The following is a 17,275-nucleotide window of genomic DNA, read 5'->3' as shown; positions in this document are numbered from 1 at the left end:
TCGAGTAGGGTCACGAATCGACTCATGATCGTGCGAAAGGGGATCGCGATGGAGCCGGTGGCGGTCGGTCTGGTCGGGGCGGGCCCGTGGGCGGAGATGGCGCACGCGCCGATGCTGGCCGCGGGCCCGCACACCAGGCTCGCCGGGGTCTGGGCGCGCAGGCCCGAGGCGGCCGCGCGGCTCGGCGCGCCCGTGTTCGAGCGGGTGGAGGAGCTGTTCGACGCGTGCGAGGCGGTCGCGTTCTGCGTGCCGCCCGCGGTCCAGGCCGAGCTGGCGGTACGTGCCGCGCGGGCGGGCAAGGCGCTGCTGCTGGAGAAGCCGCTCGGCGACTCCCTGGAGAGCGCGCGCCGGGTCGCCGACGCGGTCGCCGAGTCGGGCGTGCCGAGCCAGATGGTCCTCACCCTGCGGTACGCGGCCGGCACCCGGGCCTTCCTGGACCGGTGCCGGGAGATCGAGCCGTTCGGCGGGCACGCGGCCAACATCTCCGGCTCCCTCGTCGGCGACCACCCGTTCGCCACCCCGTGGCGGCTGGAACGCGGGGCGCTGCTCGACGCGGGGCCGCACATGGTGGACCTGATGGACGCCGCGCTCGGCCGGATCACCGGGGTGCGCGCGCACGGCGACCCGCTGCGCTGGGCGGGGCTGCTGCTGGAGCACGAGGGCGGCGCGGTCAGCGAGGTGTCGCTGAGCCAGGCCGCCGTCGGCGACCTGCCGCCCGCGAGCGTGGCCGTGTACGGCGGGAAGGGCGTCGCGGTGCTCGGGTCCGGCGGCGGCGACGCGTTGCCCCGGGTGGCCGAGGAGTTCGCCAGGACGGTGCGGCAGGGCGGCGGCCACCCGCTCGACGCCGCGCGCGGCCTCCGCGTCCAGGAGGTGCTCGAAGAAGCGGAATCACAGCTCCGTACCCCTTGACGCGGGCGCCTCCAGGAGGATTGATAGCGTTTGTCCGACGCGCAGTGCTGCAGCGAAGTCCGGTGCGAGTCCGGCGCTGTCCCGCAACTGTCATAGCCAGGTCGCCTGCCTCTGCGTGACGTCATCAACCCTCGTGGAAAAGGGTGATCCGTCGCTCATCGCGGGTCTCTCGGTTCCGACAGTGTGAAAGGACTACTCGTGAGGCCCGTACGCAAGGCGCTCGCGGGCGCGCTGCTGGGAACGCTCGTCCTGGCCGCATGCGGCCAGACCGGCACGACAGCCACCTCCGCCCCCGCCACCAGCCAGCCCTCCTCCAGTCAGCCCGCCTCCAGCCAGGCCGGCGCCGGCTTCCCCGTGACGGTGGAGGCCGCCAACGGCGAGATCACCATCGAGAAGAAGCCGGAGCGGATCGTCTCCCTGTCGGCCGCCCACACCGAGACGCTGTTCGCCATCGGCGCCGGCCCCCAGGTGATCGCCGTCGACGACCAGTCGAACTACCCGCCCGAGGCCCCCAGGACCGACCTGTCGGGCTTCAAGCCGAACGTCGAGGCCATCGTCGCCCAGAAGCCCGACCTGGTCGTGGTCTCCGACGACATGGACCAGGTGATCGCCGGGCTGGCCAAGCTGAACGTCCCCGTGCTGTGGGAGCCGTCCGCCAAGACCCTCGACGAGGCGTACGACGAGATCACCGACCTCGGCGCGGCCACCGGCAACCTGGAGAAGGCCGAGGAGGTGGTCACCACCATGCGGACCACCCTGGACCAGCTCGCCGCCGACGCCCCCAAGGGCAAGGGCCTGACCTACTACCACGAGCTCGACCAGACCCCCTACGCGGCCACGTCCACGACCTTCATCGGCCAGATCTACGCCCTCTTCGGCCTCACCAACATCGCCGACAAGGCCCCGGACGCGGCGGGCGGCTACCCCAAGCTGTCCACCGAGTTCATCGCCCAGGCCGACCCCGACCTGATCTTCCTGGCGGACGTGAAGTGCTGCCAGCAGAACAAGGAGGCGCTCGCCAAGAGGCCCGGCTGGAAGAACCTGTCCGCCGTCAAGAACGACCTGGTGATCGAGCTCGACGACGACATCGCCTCCCGCTGGGGGCCGCGCGTCGCCGACCTGGCGCGGACCGTCGGCGACGCGGTCGCGAAGGCGGCCTCCGAATAGTGCTCGCCGAGCAGGCCACCGGGAGGACCGAAGGGCGGGACCCGGTGGCGCACGTCAAGCCCGCCAGAGCCCGGCCGGTGTGGCTGGCCGGGGCGCTGGCGCTGCTGGCCGTCGTCATGATCGCCGGCCTGCTGGGCGGCGCCGCCGACATCGCGCCCTGGCAGGTCGTCCTCCAGGTGGCCGACTGGCTGCCATTCGTGTCGGCCGACGCCGGGCTGACGCCAGTCGAGCAGGGGCTGCTGTACGAACTGCGGCTGCCCAGGGTGCTGCTGGCGGCCGTGGTCGGCGGGCTGCTGGCCATGGCCGGGGCCGGCTACCAGGGCGTCTTCCGCAACCCGCTGGCCGACCCGTACCTGCTGGGCGCCGCGGCCGGAGCCGGGCTGACCACGACCGTGGCCGTCGTGCTGCTGCCGGGGTCCGCGCTCACCACCCCCGTCGCGGCGTTCGCGGGCGCGGTCGGCGGCGTGTTCCTCGCCTACGGGCTGGGCAGCGCCGCCGGCCGGACCGGTGGCACGGCCACGCTGGTGCTGGCCGGGGTGGCCGTCACCTCGTTCCTCACCGCGATCCAGACGTTCGTGCAGCAGCTCGGGGTGGAGGAGCTGCGGCGCGTCTACTCCTGGATCCTGGGCGACGTCGGCGGCGGCTGGGAGCAGGTCCGGCTCGTGCTGCCGTACGCGGTCGTCGCCGCGGCGGTGCTGCTGGCGCACGGGCGGATGCTCGACGTGCTGGCCGTCGGCGACGAGGAGGCCGGGGCGCTCGGCGTGCGGGCCACCCGGGTCAGGTTCGTGGTGCTGCTGGCCGCCTCCCTGGCCACGGCCGCGGCGGTGGCGGTGAGCGGGCTCATCGGGTTCGTCGGCATCGTCGTGCCGCACGCGGTGCGCCGACTGGCCGGCGGCTCCTACCGCAGCGTGCTGCCGCTGTCGCTGATCGGCGGCGCCGCGTTCCTGGTCCTCGCCGACCTGCTCGCGCGCACCGTCATCGCCCCCGCCGAGCTGCCGATCGGAGTCGTCACCATGTTCGTGGGCGCGCCGTTCTTCGTGGCCGTGCTGCGCATGACGCGGGGGACCGCCACATGATCCGGGTCAAGGAGCTGTCGGTACGGCTCGGCGGCCGCGAGGTGCTCGACGGGGTGGACGTCGACGTGTCGCGGGGCGAGTGGCTCGCGGTCGTCGGGCCCAACGGCGCCGGCAAGTCCACGCTGCTGAAGGCCGTCATGGGCGTGCTCGCCCACCGGGGCGAGGTGGTCCTCGACGACCGGCGGGGGAGCGGGCTCAAGCCGCGCGAGCGGGCCCGGCTGGTCGCCTACGCGCCGCAGACCCCCGCGCTGCCGCCCGACATGACGGTCTTCGACTACGCGCTGCTCGGCCGTACCCCGTACATCCCGTACTTCGGGCGGGAGAGCCGCAGGGACCGGGAGATCATCGCGGGCGTGCTGGCGCGGCTGGGACTGACCGGGTTCGCCGCCCGCAGGGTCGGCGAGCTGTCCGGCGGCGAGCGGCAGCGGGTGGTGCTCGCCCGGGCGCTCGCCCAGCAGGCGCCGGTGCTGCTGCTCGACGAGCCCACCACCGCGCTCGACCTCGGGCACCAGCAGCAGGTGCTGGAGCTGGTGGACCGGCTGAGGACCGCCGACGGCCTCACCGTGATCACCACGCTGCATGACCTGACCCTGGCCGGCCAGTACGCCGACACGCTCCTGCTGCTGGCAGGCGGCCGGTCCGTGGCCCGGGGCAGGCCGGCCGAGGTGCTCACCGGCGCCCTGGTCGGCGAGCACTTCGACGCCCGTGTCATGATCGAGCCGGGCCCCGGCGGGCGGCCCGTCGTACACCTGGTCAGGGGAGAGACGTGAAGCTCGGCTACCGCGTCGAGGACGGCGACCGGCTCGGGTCGCTGCTGTGGGAGTTCGGGCCGGGCTGGCGGATGATCTCCTCGGCGATGCTCGGCGGCGGCATCGGGCCGCGCACATGGGTGCTCAACGCCCAGGTCGTGGCCGGCTACGCGCGCATGGACCCGGTCGACCACCTGGCCGGGCTGGGGCCGGGCGGCGACGGCGTCGGCATGATGACGGCGGCCTCCGTCGACCGCTACACCAGCGCCGCCGACGGCGGGGCCGAGGCGGTGGCCACGGTCGGGTTACGCGTCCCGACCTGGGCGGCGGCCCCCGAAGGCGCGGCCGACCCGGAGCTGGCCCCGATGGTCGGCACCGTCAACATCGTCGCCACGCTGCCGGTGGCGATGACGGACGCCGCCCTGGTCAACGCCGTCATGACGATGACCGAGGCCAAGACGCAGGCCCTGCTGGAGGCGGGCTACCCGTGCACCGGCACCGCCTCGGACGCGGTCTGCCTCGCCGTGCCGGACTCCGGCCCGCAGGAGTTGTTCTGCGGGCCCCGCTCCGAGTGGGGCGCCCGGCTGGCCCGCGCCGTCCACGCCGCCGTCAGGCAGGGCGCGGTGTCGTGGCGTCCCGGTTACCGGAAGCCGGGGACCGAACTGAGTTGATCTTGAACAAGGTGTAACGCCGCCCGGCTTTCGCGCGATAGGGCCACGTGAGGGGTTCATGCGTCGGGGGAAGTACTGCAACCGCTTCGTCACACGCGGATCTATTGACTTACGACAGGTGATTGGGACCCTTGTTCTGACCCTTCGTGCGGGAGCGGTGATGGCGCGTCTCACAGTGCTGGCGGGCGGTGTCGTGGTGACGGTCGCCCTGCTCGCCATACCCGCGACGGCCCACGAGCATCCCAGCGGCATCACCGATCTGGTGACCCCCGCCGTGGTGCGCGTCGAGGCGGTCTCCCACGTCGAGATCACGCTCCTCGACCACGTCAGCCAGCTGCGTCACGTGGAGCGTTCCTACGATTTCCCCATCGGCCAGGGCACCGGCATCGTCGTCAACCCCGACGGCGCGATCGTCGCGCTCACCAGCGTGGTCAAGACCGACGACGAGGACGTCGCCGTAAGGGCGGCCAACAAGGTGTTCGCCGAGCACCACGACGTGAAGGTCCCGCAGGACGACAAGCGCCACTCGGTGGACGACGACCCGATACTCGACCGCCACCTCAAGGACTGCTACCCGCCGAAGAGGTCCACCGCGACCTGCATCATCGACGTCACCACCGACATCACGATCTTCCCGAACGTCTCGCCCGCCGACACCGACGGCTTCAAGGCCGAGCTGGTGCGGGCCGGTTCCGGCCCCGACGCCCCGGCCGTGCTGATGCCCGTCGCCCGCGCCGTCGGCAGCGTCGGCATGCCCACCGCCCCGCTCGCCGAGCAGGTGCCCGACCAGCAGGGCGCGCCCACCAGCGTGGCCGGCTTCCTCGGCCGACCCGGCCCCGACGTGCAGACCACCGTCGAGATCGCCCACCTGGGCAAGGGCGGCGGCGCCGGCGAGAAGGGCCGGCCGTTCGGCGACCCGGACAAGAAGGTCGACGAGCCCGCCAAGCTGGGCGGCCTGGCCGACCGCGGCCTGGCCGGCGCCCCCGTCATCGGCGACAAGGACGGCCACGTCGTGGGGCTGCTCATCGGCGGCGGCAAAGAAGCCAAGATGATCGGCGTACGGGAGATCACCTCGACCCTGTCGAAGGCCGGCATCGCGGCGCGCAGGGGAGCGATCGACGCCGCCTTCGAGGCGGCGCTGACCCGCTACCACACCAAGTACTACACCGAGGCCGCGCCGGGCTTCCAGCGCGTCCTGGAGCTCTACCCGGGCAACGTGGTGGCCGCCGACCTGCTCAAGGTCGCGCTCGCCAAGCGGGGCGGCCCGGAGGACGAGGGCACCAAGCGGACGGTCGCGCCGGCCTCCTCCGGCCTGCCGCTGTGGCCGTTCATCGTCGCGGCGAGCGTGCTGTTCCTCGCCGCGACCGTGGGCGCGTTCCTGCTGTGGCGGCGCCACCGGGCCGGAGACCGGGCCGACGACCACGGGCAGGCCCCGCCGCTCGTCCCCCCGCAGCAGGCATACGACGAGGGCGCCGACCAGACGGTGATGGTGCGCAGATCGCCGCAGTTCACGGCGGTCCCGCAGCAGCAGCAGCAGGTGCTGACCGCGCAGGAGTCCTCGGTCAAGTTCTGCACGGCCTGCGGCATGCGGCTCGGCCAGGCGCACCGGTTCTGCGGCTACTGTGGCCAGCCCATCGAGACGTCGTGATGCACGTGAACGACAGGGCGCTCATCGGTCAGGAGGTGGCCGGCTACTACGTCGAGGACATCATCGGCAAGGGCGGCATGGCCGTCGTCTACCTGGCGCTGGACCCGAGGCTGAGCCGCCGCGTCGCCCTGAAGATCCTCAACCCGGTGCTGAGCGTCGACGACCGGTTCCGCCAGCGGTTCATCCTGGAGTCCCGCACGGTCGCCAGCATCGAGCACCCCAACATCATCCCCATCTACGAGGCCAACGCCGACGCCGACGGCGTCCTCTACATCGCGATGCGCTACGTCGACGGGCTCGACCTGCGCCGGCTCATCTACGACCGGGGTCCGCTGCCGCTCGACCAGGGCACCAGGATCTTCGCCCAGGTGGCCGCCGCCCTCGACACCGCGCACGCGCACGACCTGATCCACCGCGACGTGAAACCGGCCAACATCCTGCTGGCCGCCGACCATGTCTACCTCACCGACTTCGGCATCACCAAGCACCGCACGTCGATCTCCGGGCTGACGCAGACCGACCAGTTCATCGGCACGCCCCGCTACATGTCGCCCGAGCAGATCAACAAGGAGCACATCGACGGCCGGGCCGACCAGTACGCCCTGGCGTGCGTGGTGTACGAAGGGCTGTCGGGGCGGCTGCCGTTCCAGCGCGACAACGACATCGCGCTGCTGTGGGCGCACCTGGCCGAGCAGCCGGTGCCGCTGACGCAGCTGCGGCCTGAGCTGCCGCTGGAGGTCGACGGGGTGATGATGCGGGCCCTGGCCAAGGCGCCCGAGCAGCGCTTCCCGTCCTGCGCGGCGTTCATCGTGGCGCTGCGCGAGGCGATCACCGGCTCGCCCGCCGACTCGGGCGCCTTCACCGGCCCCCGCACCGGCCCTCGCACCGGCCCGGGCACCGGCTACGGCTCCGGTCCGCATTCCGGTCCCCATTCCGGCCCGCATTCCGGTCCCCATTCCGGCCCGCATTCCGGTCCCCATTCCGGCCCGCATTCCGGTCCCCATTCCGGTCCCCATTCCGGCCCGCACTCCGGCCCGCACTCCGGTCCGCACTCGGGCGCGCGGCCCGTCGGCGTCGGCCCCGGTCCGGGCGCGCACTATGGTCCCGGTCCTGGTTCCGGTCCGCACTCCGGTCCCGGCACGGGTCCCGGTTCCGGCCCGCACTCCGGTCCCCATCCCGGCTCTCCGTACGGTTACGGGGAAGGGCCGCACACCGGACCCGGCAGCAGCGGGCCGGCGACGGGCCCGGGGACCGGCGTGTCCGCGCGCCCCGCACGCCGCCCCGGCAGGCTGCCCATCGTCGCGGCCACCCTCACCGCGGCGGTCGCCGCGCTGGCGCTGGTCGTGATGATCGTCTTCATGCAGCGCGGCGAGTCGTGGACGCGTTTCCAGGACACCGCCGCCGCCCCGGTCACGTTCGAGTACCCGGCCGGCTGGACCGCCCGCACGCACGCCGACCTGTTCGCGATCGCCTCGCCGCGGGCCGCCGAGTTCGAGTCGATGTTCGTCTCCGGCGCCAGCGCCGACTGGTCGCAGGTGAACAAGGTCATCACCGGCGACCCGGAGAACGCCGTGGGCGTGTACGTCCAGGTGTCCGACACGCTCGACCCGGGCGCCTCCCGTGAAGAGATGAAGGCCATGATGGAGGGCCTGCTGCCGGGCGAGGTCCAGGTGACGGCCCCGGTGCCCGACCGGGCGGGCAACAGCGACGCGACCCGCTACGACGGCACCCTGCGCGACCGCAACAGCGGCAACCAGCTGGGCTTCGTCAGCTACGTCATCGCCCACCGCCCCAAGCCGGTCCTGGTCCTGTACTTCTGCGCGCAGCACCGCTGCGACGACGAGACCCAGGTGCGGGTGCGTCAGAGCGTGCAGGTCTCCTGACCATCCGCTTGCACCTGACTTGCGTACGGCTTGACCTGCCTGTTCGGCGCCTGTTCACGAGCCCTCGCGACCTTTACCCTTCGGAAGCTGTGGGCATCAAAATCGTGATCGTGGACGACCAGGCGATGGTCAGGGCAGGGCTGCGCATGGTCGTGGAGAGCGACCCGGGCATGGAGGTCGTCGGCGAGGCCGCCGACGGCCGTGAGGCCATCGCCGTGGCCCGGCGCGTCAGGCCGGACATCGTGCTGATGGACATCTCCATGCCGCGCCTCGACGGGCTGAGCGCGACCAGGGAACTGCTCGAAACCCCGTCGCCGCCGAAGGTCATCACGCTGACGACGTTCGACACCGACGAGAACCTGTGGGCGGCGCTGCGCGCCGGCACCAGCGGGTTCCTGCTGAAGGTGTCGCCGCCGGAGCAGCTCATCGAGGCCATCCGCATCGTGCACGCCGGTGACGCGCTGCTCGACCCGGCCGTTACCAGCCGGGTGATCGCCTCGTTCGCGGGCCGGTCGGAGCCGACGCCGTCGCCCAGGCTGTCGGAGCTGACGCCGCGCGAGCTGGAGGTGCTGCGCCTGCTCGCCCGCGGGCTCACCAACGCCGAGATCGCCGGGCAGCTGTACGTGGGCGAGGCCACGGTCAAGACGCACGTGGCGCGGGTGCTCATGAAGCTGGCCCTGCGCGACCGGGCGCAGGCGGTCGTGTTCGCGTACGAGTCGGGCGTGGTGCGGCCCGGCACCGCGGCCTGATCTCAGCATGCGAGAGGGTTTGGCGGGGGATTCGGGTCGTATGTGTATATTTTTCGTCATAAGGCGGTAGCGACAGGAGATATTTCATGCACGCGTTCCCCAGGGTGCTGTTCGACGAGGCCCACAGCGAGTCGTGGACCATCCGGCGCGAGATCGCCGAGGCCGTGAACCCCGCACACCCCGACGACTCCAGCTACGCCCGCGCCGCCGAGCTGCTGCGCCACCTCGGCCACACGGTGACCGCCCACGCCGAGGGCCCGCTCGACCCTGGAACGCTCCGCGACCACGACGTGCTGGTCATCGCCCACCCGGCGGGCGAGCGCTGGGAGCGCACCACCGGCGGGGGCGGCCCGCTGCTCTCCCCGCGGGAGCTGGACGCCGTGCGTGACTTCGTCGCCGAGGGCGGCGGGCTCGTCGTGCTGGCCGAGGAGGAGCAGGACAAGTACGGCAACAACCTGGCCGAGCTGCTCGCCCGCTTCGGCGTGACCGTCCAGCACACCACCGTGCGCGACCCGCGCCACGCCCACCGCGGCGTCGCCTCCTGGGTCGTCGCCCCGCCCGCCACCGGCGACGGGCTGCTCGCCGGGGTCAAGGCCGCCTGCTTCTACCGCTCCGGCGTGCTAGCGGCCGAGGACGCCACCGTCCTGTTCGCCACTTCCCCTGACGCGGACCCGGCGGGCGCGCCGCTGGCCGTGGCGCTCCCGTACGGGCAGGGCAGGGTCGTGGTGTTCGCCGACTCCGACCTGTTCGGCGACGACTCCATCGACGACTACGACCACCGCACGCTGTGGGGCAACGTCATCACCTGGGCCGCCCGCGTGCCGGCCGACGCGCCGGCCGACGCGGCCGGGTCCGGTCCCAAGGCCGCGCTGTTCGGCGAGCTCAAGGCCCTGGTCGAGGAGCTGCGGCCGCTCCAGGTCAAGGACGGATCGGTGCCGGAGGAGAAGGGCCGGGCCAAGGAGCTGGTCGCCGCCGTCGCCGCCAAGGTGGGCGAGCTGGCGCCGCACTTCCCGCACGACGCCGCGTACCTCGAAGCCGTCCAGGACGACCTCGCCCGGTGGGCCGGGCAGGACCTCGGCGTGCCCGACTTCCTCGCCTCGCTCGACCGGTTCCACCCCGACACCCAGCGCGTCGACGGCCTCGAACACCTCGTCGTGTTCCCCATGTACACCCAGAACGGCAACCCCGACCGCAACCTGGAGGCCGTCTGGATCCGTACGATCTGGCCGGACTGGCTGGCCGAGCTGGAGGCCGGCGGCTACGACAACCCCATGTTCGTGCCGATCGCGTTCGAGGACTTCACCTCCGGCTACGACACCCACTCGGCCGTGCTCTTCCCCGAGACGGTCGCGGTCCGGCAGGCGCCCGCCCGCTTCACCTGGGGCGGCATCTTCGCCGACCGCGAGTCCGCCCGGTTCCGCCGGGTGTCCAGGGCCGCCGTCGACACGCTCAAGCTCGACCTGCCGCCGGACGCCGCCCGCCTGCTCGCCTCGCAGCGGCTCGCCCAGGACACGTTCGTGCTGTGGGACCTCGTGCACGACCGCACCCACAGCCACGGCGACCTGCCGTTCGACCCGTTCATGATCAAGCAGCGGATGCCGTACTGGCTGTACGCGCTGGAGGAGCTGCGCTGCGACCTGACCGCGTTCGGCGAGGCCGTCAAGCTGGAGCGGCGGGGCGTGCCGCACGCCCGGTACGTCCAGCACGCGATCCTGTTCGACCGGCTGTTCCGGTTCCCGATCACCGGCCCCCGGGTGCGCAACTACGACGGGCTCGGCGGCCAGCTGCTCTTCGCCTACCTGCACCGCAACGACATCGTGCGATGGACCGACAACCGCCTGTCCGTCGACTGGGACCGGGTCGCCGGCGGCGTCGCCGACCTGCGCGGCGAGGTGGAGAAGCTCTACCGCGACAGCATCGACCGCTCCAAGGTCGCCCACTGGCTGGCCGCGCACGAGCTGGTGAGCGCCTACGTCGCGCCCGACCCGTCCTCCCTCTGGGCCAGGGGCGCCGACGCGCTGCCGGCCGAGCAGAAGGCGAAGGTGGACGCGGTGCTCCCCGACGAGTTCCCCCTGAGCATGTTCTACGAGGCGCTGCGCCGTAAGCTGGCCGATGTGGTCGAGTCGACGAGGGGGATCAGGGCATGATCATTCTGGTCACGGGGGCCGCCGGCCCCACCGGCGCCGCCGTCCGCGAACACTTCGCCAAGCAGGGCCACACCGTGATCGGCGTCGACAAGCATGACGTCGACCTGCTCGACCGCGCCGCCGTCGAGGCCCTCGCCGCCCGCGTCGAGGCCGAGCACGGCCACGTCGACGGCGTCGTCCACCTCGTCGGCGGCTGGCGCGGCGCGTCCACCTTCGCCGAGATCGACCTCGCCGACTGGGACACGCTGCACGACCTGCTCGTCCGCACCCTCCAGCACGTCTCGCTGGCCTTCGAGCCGCTCCTGCGCAAGAGCGCGAACGGCCGGTTCGTGATCGTCTCCGCGAAGGCCGCCCAGCGTCCCACCGCCGGCGGCGCCCCGTACGCCGCGGCCAAGGCCGCCGCCGAGGCGTGGACCCTCTCGCTCGCCGACGCGCTGCGCGACACCTCGTCCGCGGCCGTCATCCTCGTCGTCAAGGCCCTGGTCAACGACGCCATGCGGGCGGCCAAGCCGAAGGCGGCGTTCGCCGGGTTCACCGACGTGCGCGACCTCGCCGAGGCGATCGGCCGCCTCTACGACCAGCCCGCCACCCAGCTCAACGGCACCAGATTGGACCTCACCACGTGACCGTCCGGCACGACCCCCGGCTCAAGGGCTTCGCCAGCGACAACTACGCCGGAGTGCACCCGGAGATCCTCCAGGCCATCGCCGACGCCAACGGGGGCCACCAGACCTCCTACGGCGACGACGTCTACACCGAGGCGCTGCAGGAGGTCTTCCGGCGACACTTCGGCGACACGGCGCGGGCCTGGCCGGTCTTCAACGGCACCGCCGCCAACGTCGTCTCGCTGCGCGCGATGACCGCCCACTGGGAGGCGGTCGTCTGCGCCGAGACCGCCCACATCAACACCGACGAGGGCGGCGCCCCCGAGGTCGCCGGCGGCATCAAGCTGCTGACCGTCCCCACGCCCGACGGCAAGCTCACCCCCGAGCTGATCGACCGGCAGGCGTGGGGGTTCGGCGACGTGCACCGCGCCCAGCCCAAGGTGGTGTCCATCTCCAACACCACCGAGCTCGGCACCGTCTACACCCCCGGCGAGATCGCCGCGATCTGCGCGCACGCGCACGACCTCGGCCTGCTCGTCCACCTCGACGGCTCCCGCCTCACCAACGCCGCCGCCGCGCTCGACGTGCCGCTGCGGGCGCTCACCACCGACGCCGGCGTCGACGTGCTCTCCTTCGGCGGCACGAAGATCGGGCTGCTGTACGGGGAAGCGGTCGTGGTGCTCAACCCCGGGGCGGCCACCGGCGTCGACTACATCCGCAAGACGTTCATGCAGCTGTCGTCCAAGATGCGGTTCGTCTCGGCGCAGTTCGAGGCGCTGCTCACGGACGACCTGTGGCTGCGCAACGCGCGCCGGGCCAACGCCATGGGACGGCGGCTCGCCGAGGCCGTCAGGGACCTGCCCGGCGTCGAGGTGCCGCGCCCGGTCGAGGCCAACGCGGTCTTCGCGATCCTGCCGAAGGACGTCACCGCCCGGCTGCAGAAGCGCTTCCGCTTCTACACCTGGGACGAGTCCACCGGCGAGGTGCGCTGGATGTGCGCCTGGGACACCACCGAGGACGACGTCGACGCCTTCGCCGCCGCACTCGCGGAGGAACTCGGCGCCTGAGCCCGGGGACGGCACGTCAGCGGAGCGCGAGGCGGGCGGCCTGCCAGCCGCCCACCCCGTGCACGCCGGGCCCCGGCGGGGTCGAGGCCGAGCAGAGGAACACCCCCCGCAGCGGGGTGCGCCAGGGCGCGGGCGACCACACCGGCCGCTTCAGGAACTGCCCCAGGCTCGCCAGCCCGCCGCCGATGTCGCCGCCGACCAGGTTGGGGTTGGCCGCCTCCAGCTCGGCCGGCCCCATCGCGTGACGGGCCAGCACCCGCTCGCGGAAGCCCGGCGCGTACCGCTCGATCTGCGCCTCGATCGGGCCTGTCATGTCCACGGTCGAGCCGTTGGGGACATGACAGTAGGCCCACAGCGTGTGCCCGCCCCGCGTCGGATCCGCCGCGTACGGCTGCACCAGCAGCACGTACGGCCTGGGGGAGTGGCGGCCGGCGGCCGTCTCCGCCTCGCTCAGCGCGATCTCCTCCATCGTGCCGCCCAGATGGACGGTGCCCGCCCCCGCCACCGCCGGGTCGCGCCACGGCACCGGCCCGTCGAGCGCCCAGTCCAGCTTGAACACCCCCGGCCCGTGGCGGAACCGGGCCAGCCGGTCACGGTAAGCAGGCGGCAGGTCGGCCATCTTGAGGAACTGGCGCGGCGACACGTCGAGCACCACCGTCTCCGCGTCGAGCTCGGCCAGCCGCCGCACCCGGTGGCCGGTCACCGCCTCGCCGCCCAGCTCGCGCAGCCGCGCCACCAGGGCGTCGGCCAGCCGCTGCGAGCCGCCCCGCACCACCGGCCAGCCCACCAGGTGGGCCGTGGCCGCGAGCATGAGCCCGTAGCCGCTCGTGATCGGCGCCCGCAGGTCGAGCAGGGAGTGCGCGGCCATGCCCGCCAGCACCGCGCGCCCTTCCACGGTGCGGAACGCCAGCCGCCCCAGCGTCGTCGCGGGCAGCGCCGCCGCCGCGCCGAACCGGGCCGCCGCGGCCAGCGCGGACGGCCGCGCCAGCCCCGCCGGCCACGGCCCGAGCGGTCGCAGCAGCAGGTCCACCAGCGGGAACCCGGCTCTCGCCGCCGCTCCCGCCGTCGCCCGCCACGCCGCCGCGTCGCGTCCCAGCCCCGCCGCGGTACGGCCGGCGTCACGGTGCACGAGCACGGCGGGACGGTCGTCCAGCGGGTGGGCGGCGGGCAGCGGCGGGTGGGCGTACTCGACGCCCTTCAGCTTCAGGTCGCGCAGGGCGGGGGAGGCCAGCGCCATCGCCATCACGGTCGCGCCCACGTCGTGGACCAGGCCCGGCAGCGTCAGCTCCGCCGACCGCAGCCCGCCGCCGAACGCGTCGGCCGCCTCCAGCAGCAGCACCCGCCGCCCGGCCTCGGCCAGCTTGACCGCCGCGACCAGCCCGTTCGGCCCCGACCCCACCACGACCGCGTCAACGCTCACCCGCCCGCCCCCCGCTCATCGGACCCGAGTCCCCTGCCGTGTTCAGGTACCCCGAAGCGGGGCCCGCGAGAGGTCAGTCGAGGATCGAGGGGAACGGCTGCGCGTCGCGGTGGCGGAGCATGTCGGTCATCAGCTTGATCTCGCCCTGCTGCCCGGTGACGATCTTGCGGGCCATGCCGGTCACCTCGTCCCGGCCGGACAGCCGGAGCACGCCTTCGGCCATCTCCACCCCGCCCTCGTGATGGCGGATCATCAGCTGCAGGAACAGCACCTCGGCCTCGGTGCCCTCCAGCTCGCGGAGCTTGGCCAGCTCCTCGGCGGACGCCATGCCGGGCATCGGATCTCCGGGCCGCGCCGAGGAGGCGTGGGCGTGGCCGCTCATCCACGCCATCGACCGCATGTCGGTCGCCTGCGTCAGGCCCCACTGCTGCAGCCAGCCCAGGAACATGCCGCGCTGGTTGGCCTGGGTGTTGATGATGTCGAACGCCAGGGACCTGATCTCCCGGGACTGGCTCTTGTCCCTGATGGTGAACGACATGTCGACGGCCTGGGCGTGATGGGTCGCCATGTCGCGGGCGAAACCGGCCTCGGCGGAGTTGTCGCCGGGGGTGCCCCGGCCGCCGAAGAGGAGCAGCGCCGCCGCCGCGACGAGAACCAGCACGGCGACGACGGCGAACATTGAGTTACGAGCGGGCTTTTCCATGGCGTTGTCCAGCGTACCCATCGCCACGCGCGGGTCGTGATCGGACGCTTACAACGCTCTTATTCTCCGCATACGCCCGGAGGGCATAAAGTGACCCCTGTTGGTTCGCCGATGGAGGAACGATGACAAAGGAGAAGGCGCAGGCGCGGCGGGAGCATCTGCAGAGGATGCGCGCCGAGCAGCAGCGCAAAGAACGCCGCACCGCATTCCTGATGTGGGGGACAGGCGGTCTGGTCATCGTCCTGCTCGTCGGTGTGGTGGGCTTCTACCTGGTGAAGCAGGCGCGCGAGACGTCGCTCGACGCCGTGGTGAGCGTCAAGTACGACGGTGGCCAGCATGTCTGGAACAAGGTCGCGTACAAGGAGACCCCGCCCGTGGGCGGTGAGCACAACAACTACTGGCAGCAGTGCGACATCTACGACAAGCCCATCCACAGCGAGCACGCCGTCCACTCGCTGGAGCACGGCGCGGTCTGGATCACCTACCGTCCCGACCTGCCCGCCGACCAGATCGCGAAGCTGAAGGACGTGGCCACCAGCACCGGTCAGCAGGACTACATGCTGATGAGCCCGTTCGAGGGACTCCCGGCGCCGATCGTGGCCAGCACCTGGAACCACCAGCACAAGTTCGACAACCCTGACGACCCGAAGCTGGGCGCGTTCATCAAGCGCTACCAGAACGGCGCGGACACGCCCGAGCCGGGCGCGACCTGCGGCGGCCCCGACGCCATCGTCACCACCGCCGACCAGGCCCCCCTCCCGCCGGAGCCCACGGGCCAGAGCCAGACCCCGATGGACACGGCCTCTCCGCAGCCGTCGCAGTCCCAGCAGTAACCCGATCCTCCCGAAAGGCCCGGCCTCGACCGCCGGGCCTTTCGCGTTGCAGGATGGGCGGGTGATCCGGTTCGACGTGGTGACGCTGATCCGGGCGGCTCCCCGCCGGGTGTTCGAGGAGTCGCTGTCCGTGGAGGCCCACATGGCGTCCATGGCGGGCTCGGGGGAGCGGGCCGTGGACGGGGTGACGTCGGGGCGGATGGGCCCCGGCGACCAGGTCACGTGGCGGGCCAGGCACTTCGGGGTCGCGTGGCGGATGACCTCGGTGATCAGCGCCTACGACGCTCCCGTGTTCTTCGTGGACGAGCAGGTCGCCGGGCCGTTCCGGAGGTGGCGGCACGAGCACCGCTTCGCCGACGACGGCGGCGGGGGCACGGTCATGCGTGACGCGGTGGAGTTCGCGGCGCCGCTGGGCGTCCTCGGGCGGGTGGCCGAGGCGGTGGTGCTGGGGCGCTACATGGAGGCGCTGATCGTGCGGCGCAACGCGCATCTGAAGGCGCTGCTGGAGGCTAGCTGAGCACCTCCTGCGGGGGCGTCCACTCCAGGCGGTGCGCCTGCGCGACCGGGCGGCTGGTCAGGTGGCCCTCGTGGGTGCTCAGGCCGAGCGCCAGCGCCGGGTCCCCGCGCAGCGCCGCGGCCCAGCCGAGGTCCGCGATCGCGAGCGCGTACGGGAGCGTCACGTTCGTCAGCGCGAACGTCGAGGTGTGCGGCACCGCGCCCGGCATGTTGGCCACGCAGTAGAAGACGGAGTCGTGCACCCGGTAGGTCGGGTCGGCGTGCGTGGTGGGACGCGAGCCCTCGAAGCAGCCGCCCTGGTCGATGGAGATGTCGACCAGCACCGAGCCCGGCTTCATCCGCGCGACCAGCTCGTCCGGCACCAGCTTCGGAGCCCTGGCCCCGGGCACCAGCACGGCGCCGATGACGAGGTCGGCCTCCAGCACCGCCCGCTCGATCTCCAGCGTGTTCGAGGCCACCGTCTGGCAGTGGCCCTGGTAGATCAGGTCGGCCTGGCGGAGCTTGTCGACGTTCTTGTCCAGCAGCAGCACCTCGGCCTGCATGCCGAGGGCGATCGCGGCCGCGTTCATGCCCGACACGCCCGCGCCGATGACCACCACGTGCGCGGCCCGCACGCCGGACACGCCGCCCATGAGCACGCCCCTGCCGCCCCGCGAGCGCATCAGATGGTACGCGCCCACCTGCGGGGCGAGCCTGCCCGCCACCTCCGACATCGGGGCGAGCAGCGGCAGCCCGCCGCCGGGCGTCTGCACCGTCTCGTACGCGATGCCGGTGACGCCCGCGTCGAGCATCGCCTTCGTGCACGCCGGCGAGGCCGCGAGGTGCAGGTACGTGAACAGCACCTGGCCCTTGCGCATCCGGTGGTACTCCTCGCGGACCGGCTCCTTGACCTTGAGTATCAGCTCGCACCCGGCCCACAGCTCGTCGGCGTCCGGCAGGATGGCCGCGCCCACCGCCTCGAAGTCCTCGTCGGGGAGCGACGAGCCGGCGCCCGCGCCCCGCTCGACGAACACCTGGTGGCCGTGGCGCACGAGCTCGTGGGCGCCCGCGGGGGTGAGCGCCACGCGGTACTCGCCGTCCTTGACCTCGCGGGGAACACCGACCTTCATGAGGACACTCCCTTTCCCGGGCG

16 protein-coding genes are annotated in these 17,275 nt (G+C 72.6%); 13 read left to right on the top strand and 3 right to left on the bottom strand.

Going from position 1 to position 17,275, the window contains the following annotated elements:
* The first annotated feature begins 24 nt into the window (after positions 1 to 24).
* From FR742_RS23400 to FR742_RS23350, 11 genes are all read left to right on the top strand, one after another.
* Positions 25 to 909 carry a Gfo/Idh/MocA family protein gene (locus tag FR742_RS23400; RefSeq protein ID WP_261808699.1) on the top strand — a complete coding sequence of 295 codons (885 nt, stop codon included), beginning with the start codon at positions 25 to 27 and terminating at the stop codon, positions 907 to 909.
* A gap of 198 nt (positions 910 to 1,107) precedes the next feature.
* Positions 1,108 to 2,076 carry an ABC transporter substrate-binding protein gene (locus FR742_RS23395; RefSeq protein ID WP_148032922.1) on the top strand — a complete coding sequence of 323 codons (969 nt, stop codon included), beginning with the start codon at positions 1,108 to 1,110 and terminating at the stop codon, positions 2,074 to 2,076.
* Between the two features lie 44 nt (positions 2,077 to 2,120).
* Positions 2,121 to 3,152: an iron ABC transporter permease gene (locus FR742_RS23390; RefSeq protein WP_187281443.1), complete on the top strand. Its 1,032-nt coding sequence runs from the start codon at positions 2,121 to 2,123 to the stop codon at positions 3,150 to 3,152.
* On the top strand, positions 3,149 to 3,922 hold the full coding sequence (locus FR742_RS23385; RefSeq protein ID WP_148032921.1) for an ABC transporter ATP-binding protein: 774 nt from the start codon (positions 3,149 to 3,151) through the stop codon (positions 3,920 to 3,922). The genes FR742_RS23390 and FR742_RS23385 overlap by 4 nt, the downstream gene beginning before the upstream one ends.
* A complete protein-coding gene (locus FR742_RS23380; protein WP_148032920.1) occupies positions 3,919 to 4,572 on the top strand; it encodes an adenosylcobinamide amidohydrolase in 654 nt (217 codons plus the stop codon). The genes FR742_RS23385 and FR742_RS23380 overlap by 4 nt, the downstream gene beginning before the upstream one ends.
* A 160-nt stretch (positions 4,573 to 4,732) precedes the next feature.
* Positions 4,733 to 6,220 (top strand): tol-pal system YbgF family protein, encoded by a 1,488-nt coding sequence (locus FR742_RS23375; RefSeq protein WP_148032919.1) that lies wholly within the window; start codon positions 4,733 to 4,735, stop codon positions 6,218 to 6,220.
* Positions 6,220 to 8,103, top strand: a complete 1,884-nt coding sequence (locus tag FR742_RS23370; RefSeq protein WP_148032918.1) for a serine/threonine-protein kinase — start codon at positions 6,220 to 6,222, stop codon at positions 8,101 to 8,103. Before FR742_RS23375 ends, FR742_RS23370 begins: the two co-directional genes overlap by 1 nt.
* Positions 8,104 to 8,192: 89 nt before the next feature.
* Positions 8,193 to 8,852 carry a response regulator transcription factor gene (locus FR742_RS23365; protein ID WP_148032917.1) on the top strand — a complete coding sequence of 220 codons (660 nt, stop codon included), beginning with the start codon at positions 8,193 to 8,195 and terminating at the stop codon, positions 8,850 to 8,852.
* 86 nt (positions 8,853 to 8,938) lie between these two features.
* Positions 8,939 to 10,999: a DUF6421 family protein gene (locus FR742_RS23360; RefSeq protein ID WP_148032916.1), complete on the top strand. Its 2,061-nt coding sequence runs from the start codon at positions 8,939 to 8,941 to the stop codon at positions 10,997 to 10,999.
* Positions 10,996 to 11,625, top strand: a complete 630-nt coding sequence (locus tag FR742_RS23355; RefSeq protein ID WP_148032915.1) for an SDR family NAD(P)-dependent oxidoreductase — start codon at positions 10,996 to 10,998, stop codon at positions 11,623 to 11,625. The genes FR742_RS23360 and FR742_RS23355 overlap by 4 nt, the downstream gene beginning before the upstream one ends.
* Complete coding sequence (locus tag FR742_RS23350; RefSeq protein ID WP_148032914.1) at positions 11,622 to 12,671, top strand: low specificity L-threonine aldolase; 1,050 nt, start codon at positions 11,622 to 11,624, stop codon at positions 12,669 to 12,671. The genes FR742_RS23355 and FR742_RS23350 overlap by 4 nt, the downstream gene beginning before the upstream one ends.
* A gap of 16 nt (positions 12,672 to 12,687) precedes the next feature.
* On the opposite strand, the gene FR742_RS23345 is transcribed toward FR742_RS23350, so the two are convergent.
* Positions 12,688 to 14,091 (bottom strand): NAD(P)/FAD-dependent oxidoreductase, encoded by a 1,404-nt coding sequence (locus FR742_RS23345; RefSeq protein WP_148032913.1) that lies wholly within the window; start codon positions 14,089 to 14,091, stop codon positions 12,688 to 12,690.
* A gap of 73 nt (positions 14,092 to 14,164) precedes the next feature.
* The gene (locus FR742_RS23340; protein WP_187281442.1) at positions 14,165 to 14,815 is read right to left on the bottom strand and encodes a DUF305 domain-containing protein; all 651 of its coding nucleotides are present in this window, start codon (positions 14,813 to 14,815) and stop codon (positions 14,165 to 14,167) included.
* Between the two features lie 101 nt (positions 14,816 to 14,916).
* Here FR742_RS23340 and FR742_RS23335 point away from each other — a divergent pair, with 101 nt between their 5' ends.
* Together FR742_RS23335 and FR742_RS23330 are read left to right on the top strand one after the other, a co-directional pair.
* Positions 14,917 to 15,627: a DUF3105 domain-containing protein gene (locus FR742_RS23335; protein ID WP_148032911.1), complete on the top strand. Its 711-nt coding sequence runs from the start codon at positions 14,917 to 14,919 to the stop codon at positions 15,625 to 15,627.
* A 61-nt stretch (positions 15,628 to 15,688) separates the two neighbouring features.
* The gene (locus tag FR742_RS23330; RefSeq protein WP_148032910.1) at positions 15,689 to 16,144 is read left to right on the top strand and encodes an SRPBCC family protein; all 456 of its coding nucleotides are present in this window, start codon (positions 15,689 to 15,691) and stop codon (positions 16,142 to 16,144) included.
* On the opposite strand, the gene ald is transcribed toward FR742_RS23330, so the two are convergent.
* A complete protein-coding gene (gene ald, locus FR742_RS23325; protein WP_148032909.1) occupies positions 16,137 to 17,252 on the bottom strand; it encodes an alanine dehydrogenase in 1,116 nt (371 codons plus the stop codon). The genes FR742_RS23330 and ald overlap by 8 nt on opposite strands.
* Positions 17,253 to 17,275: the final 23 nt, after the last annotated feature.

Origin of the sequence: Nonomuraea sp. C10 (assembly GCF_008017515.1) — a bacterium.
GTDB lineage: Bacteria > Actinomycetota > Actinomycetes > Streptosporangiales > Streptosporangiaceae > Nonomuraea > Nonomuraea ferruginea.
This window is presented reverse-complemented; position numbering and strand designations above follow the sequence as displayed.

What these genes read in the sequence shown, in the direction of transcription:
- FR742_RS23335 (WP_148032911.1), top strand. Translation starts at nt 14,917, where the DNA reads ATGACAAAGGAGAAGGCGCAGGCGCGGCGGGAGCATCTGCAGAGGATG.
- FR742_RS23340 (WP_187281442.1), bottom strand. Translation starts at nt 14,815, where the DNA reads ATGGGTACGCTGGACAACGCCATGGAAAAGCCCGCTCGTAACTCAATG.
- FR742_RS23400 (WP_261808699.1), top strand. Translation starts at nt 25, where the DNA reads ATGATCGTGCGAAAGGGGATCGCGATGGAGCCGGTGGCGGTCGGTCTG.
- FR742_RS23370 (WP_148032918.1), top strand. Translation starts at nt 6,220, where the DNA reads ATGCACGTGAACGACAGGGCGCTCATCGGTCAGGAGGTGGCCGGCTAC.
- FR742_RS23360 (WP_148032916.1), top strand. Translation starts at nt 8,939, where the DNA reads ATGCACGCGTTCCCCAGGGTGCTGTTCGACGAGGCCCACAGCGAGTCG.
- ald (WP_148032909.1), bottom strand. Translation starts at nt 17,252, where the DNA reads ATGAAGGTCGGTGTTCCCCGCGAGGTCAAGGACGGCGAGTACCGCGTG.
- FR742_RS23385 (WP_148032921.1), top strand. Translation starts at nt 3,149, where the DNA reads ATGATCCGGGTCAAGGAGCTGTCGGTACGGCTCGGCGGCCGCGAGGTG.
- FR742_RS23375 (WP_148032919.1), top strand. Translation starts at nt 4,733, where the DNA reads ATGGCGCGTCTCACAGTGCTGGCGGGCGGTGTCGTGGTGACGGTCGCC.
- FR742_RS23355 (WP_148032915.1), top strand. Translation starts at nt 10,996, where the DNA reads ATGATCATTCTGGTCACGGGGGCCGCCGGCCCCACCGGCGCCGCCGTC.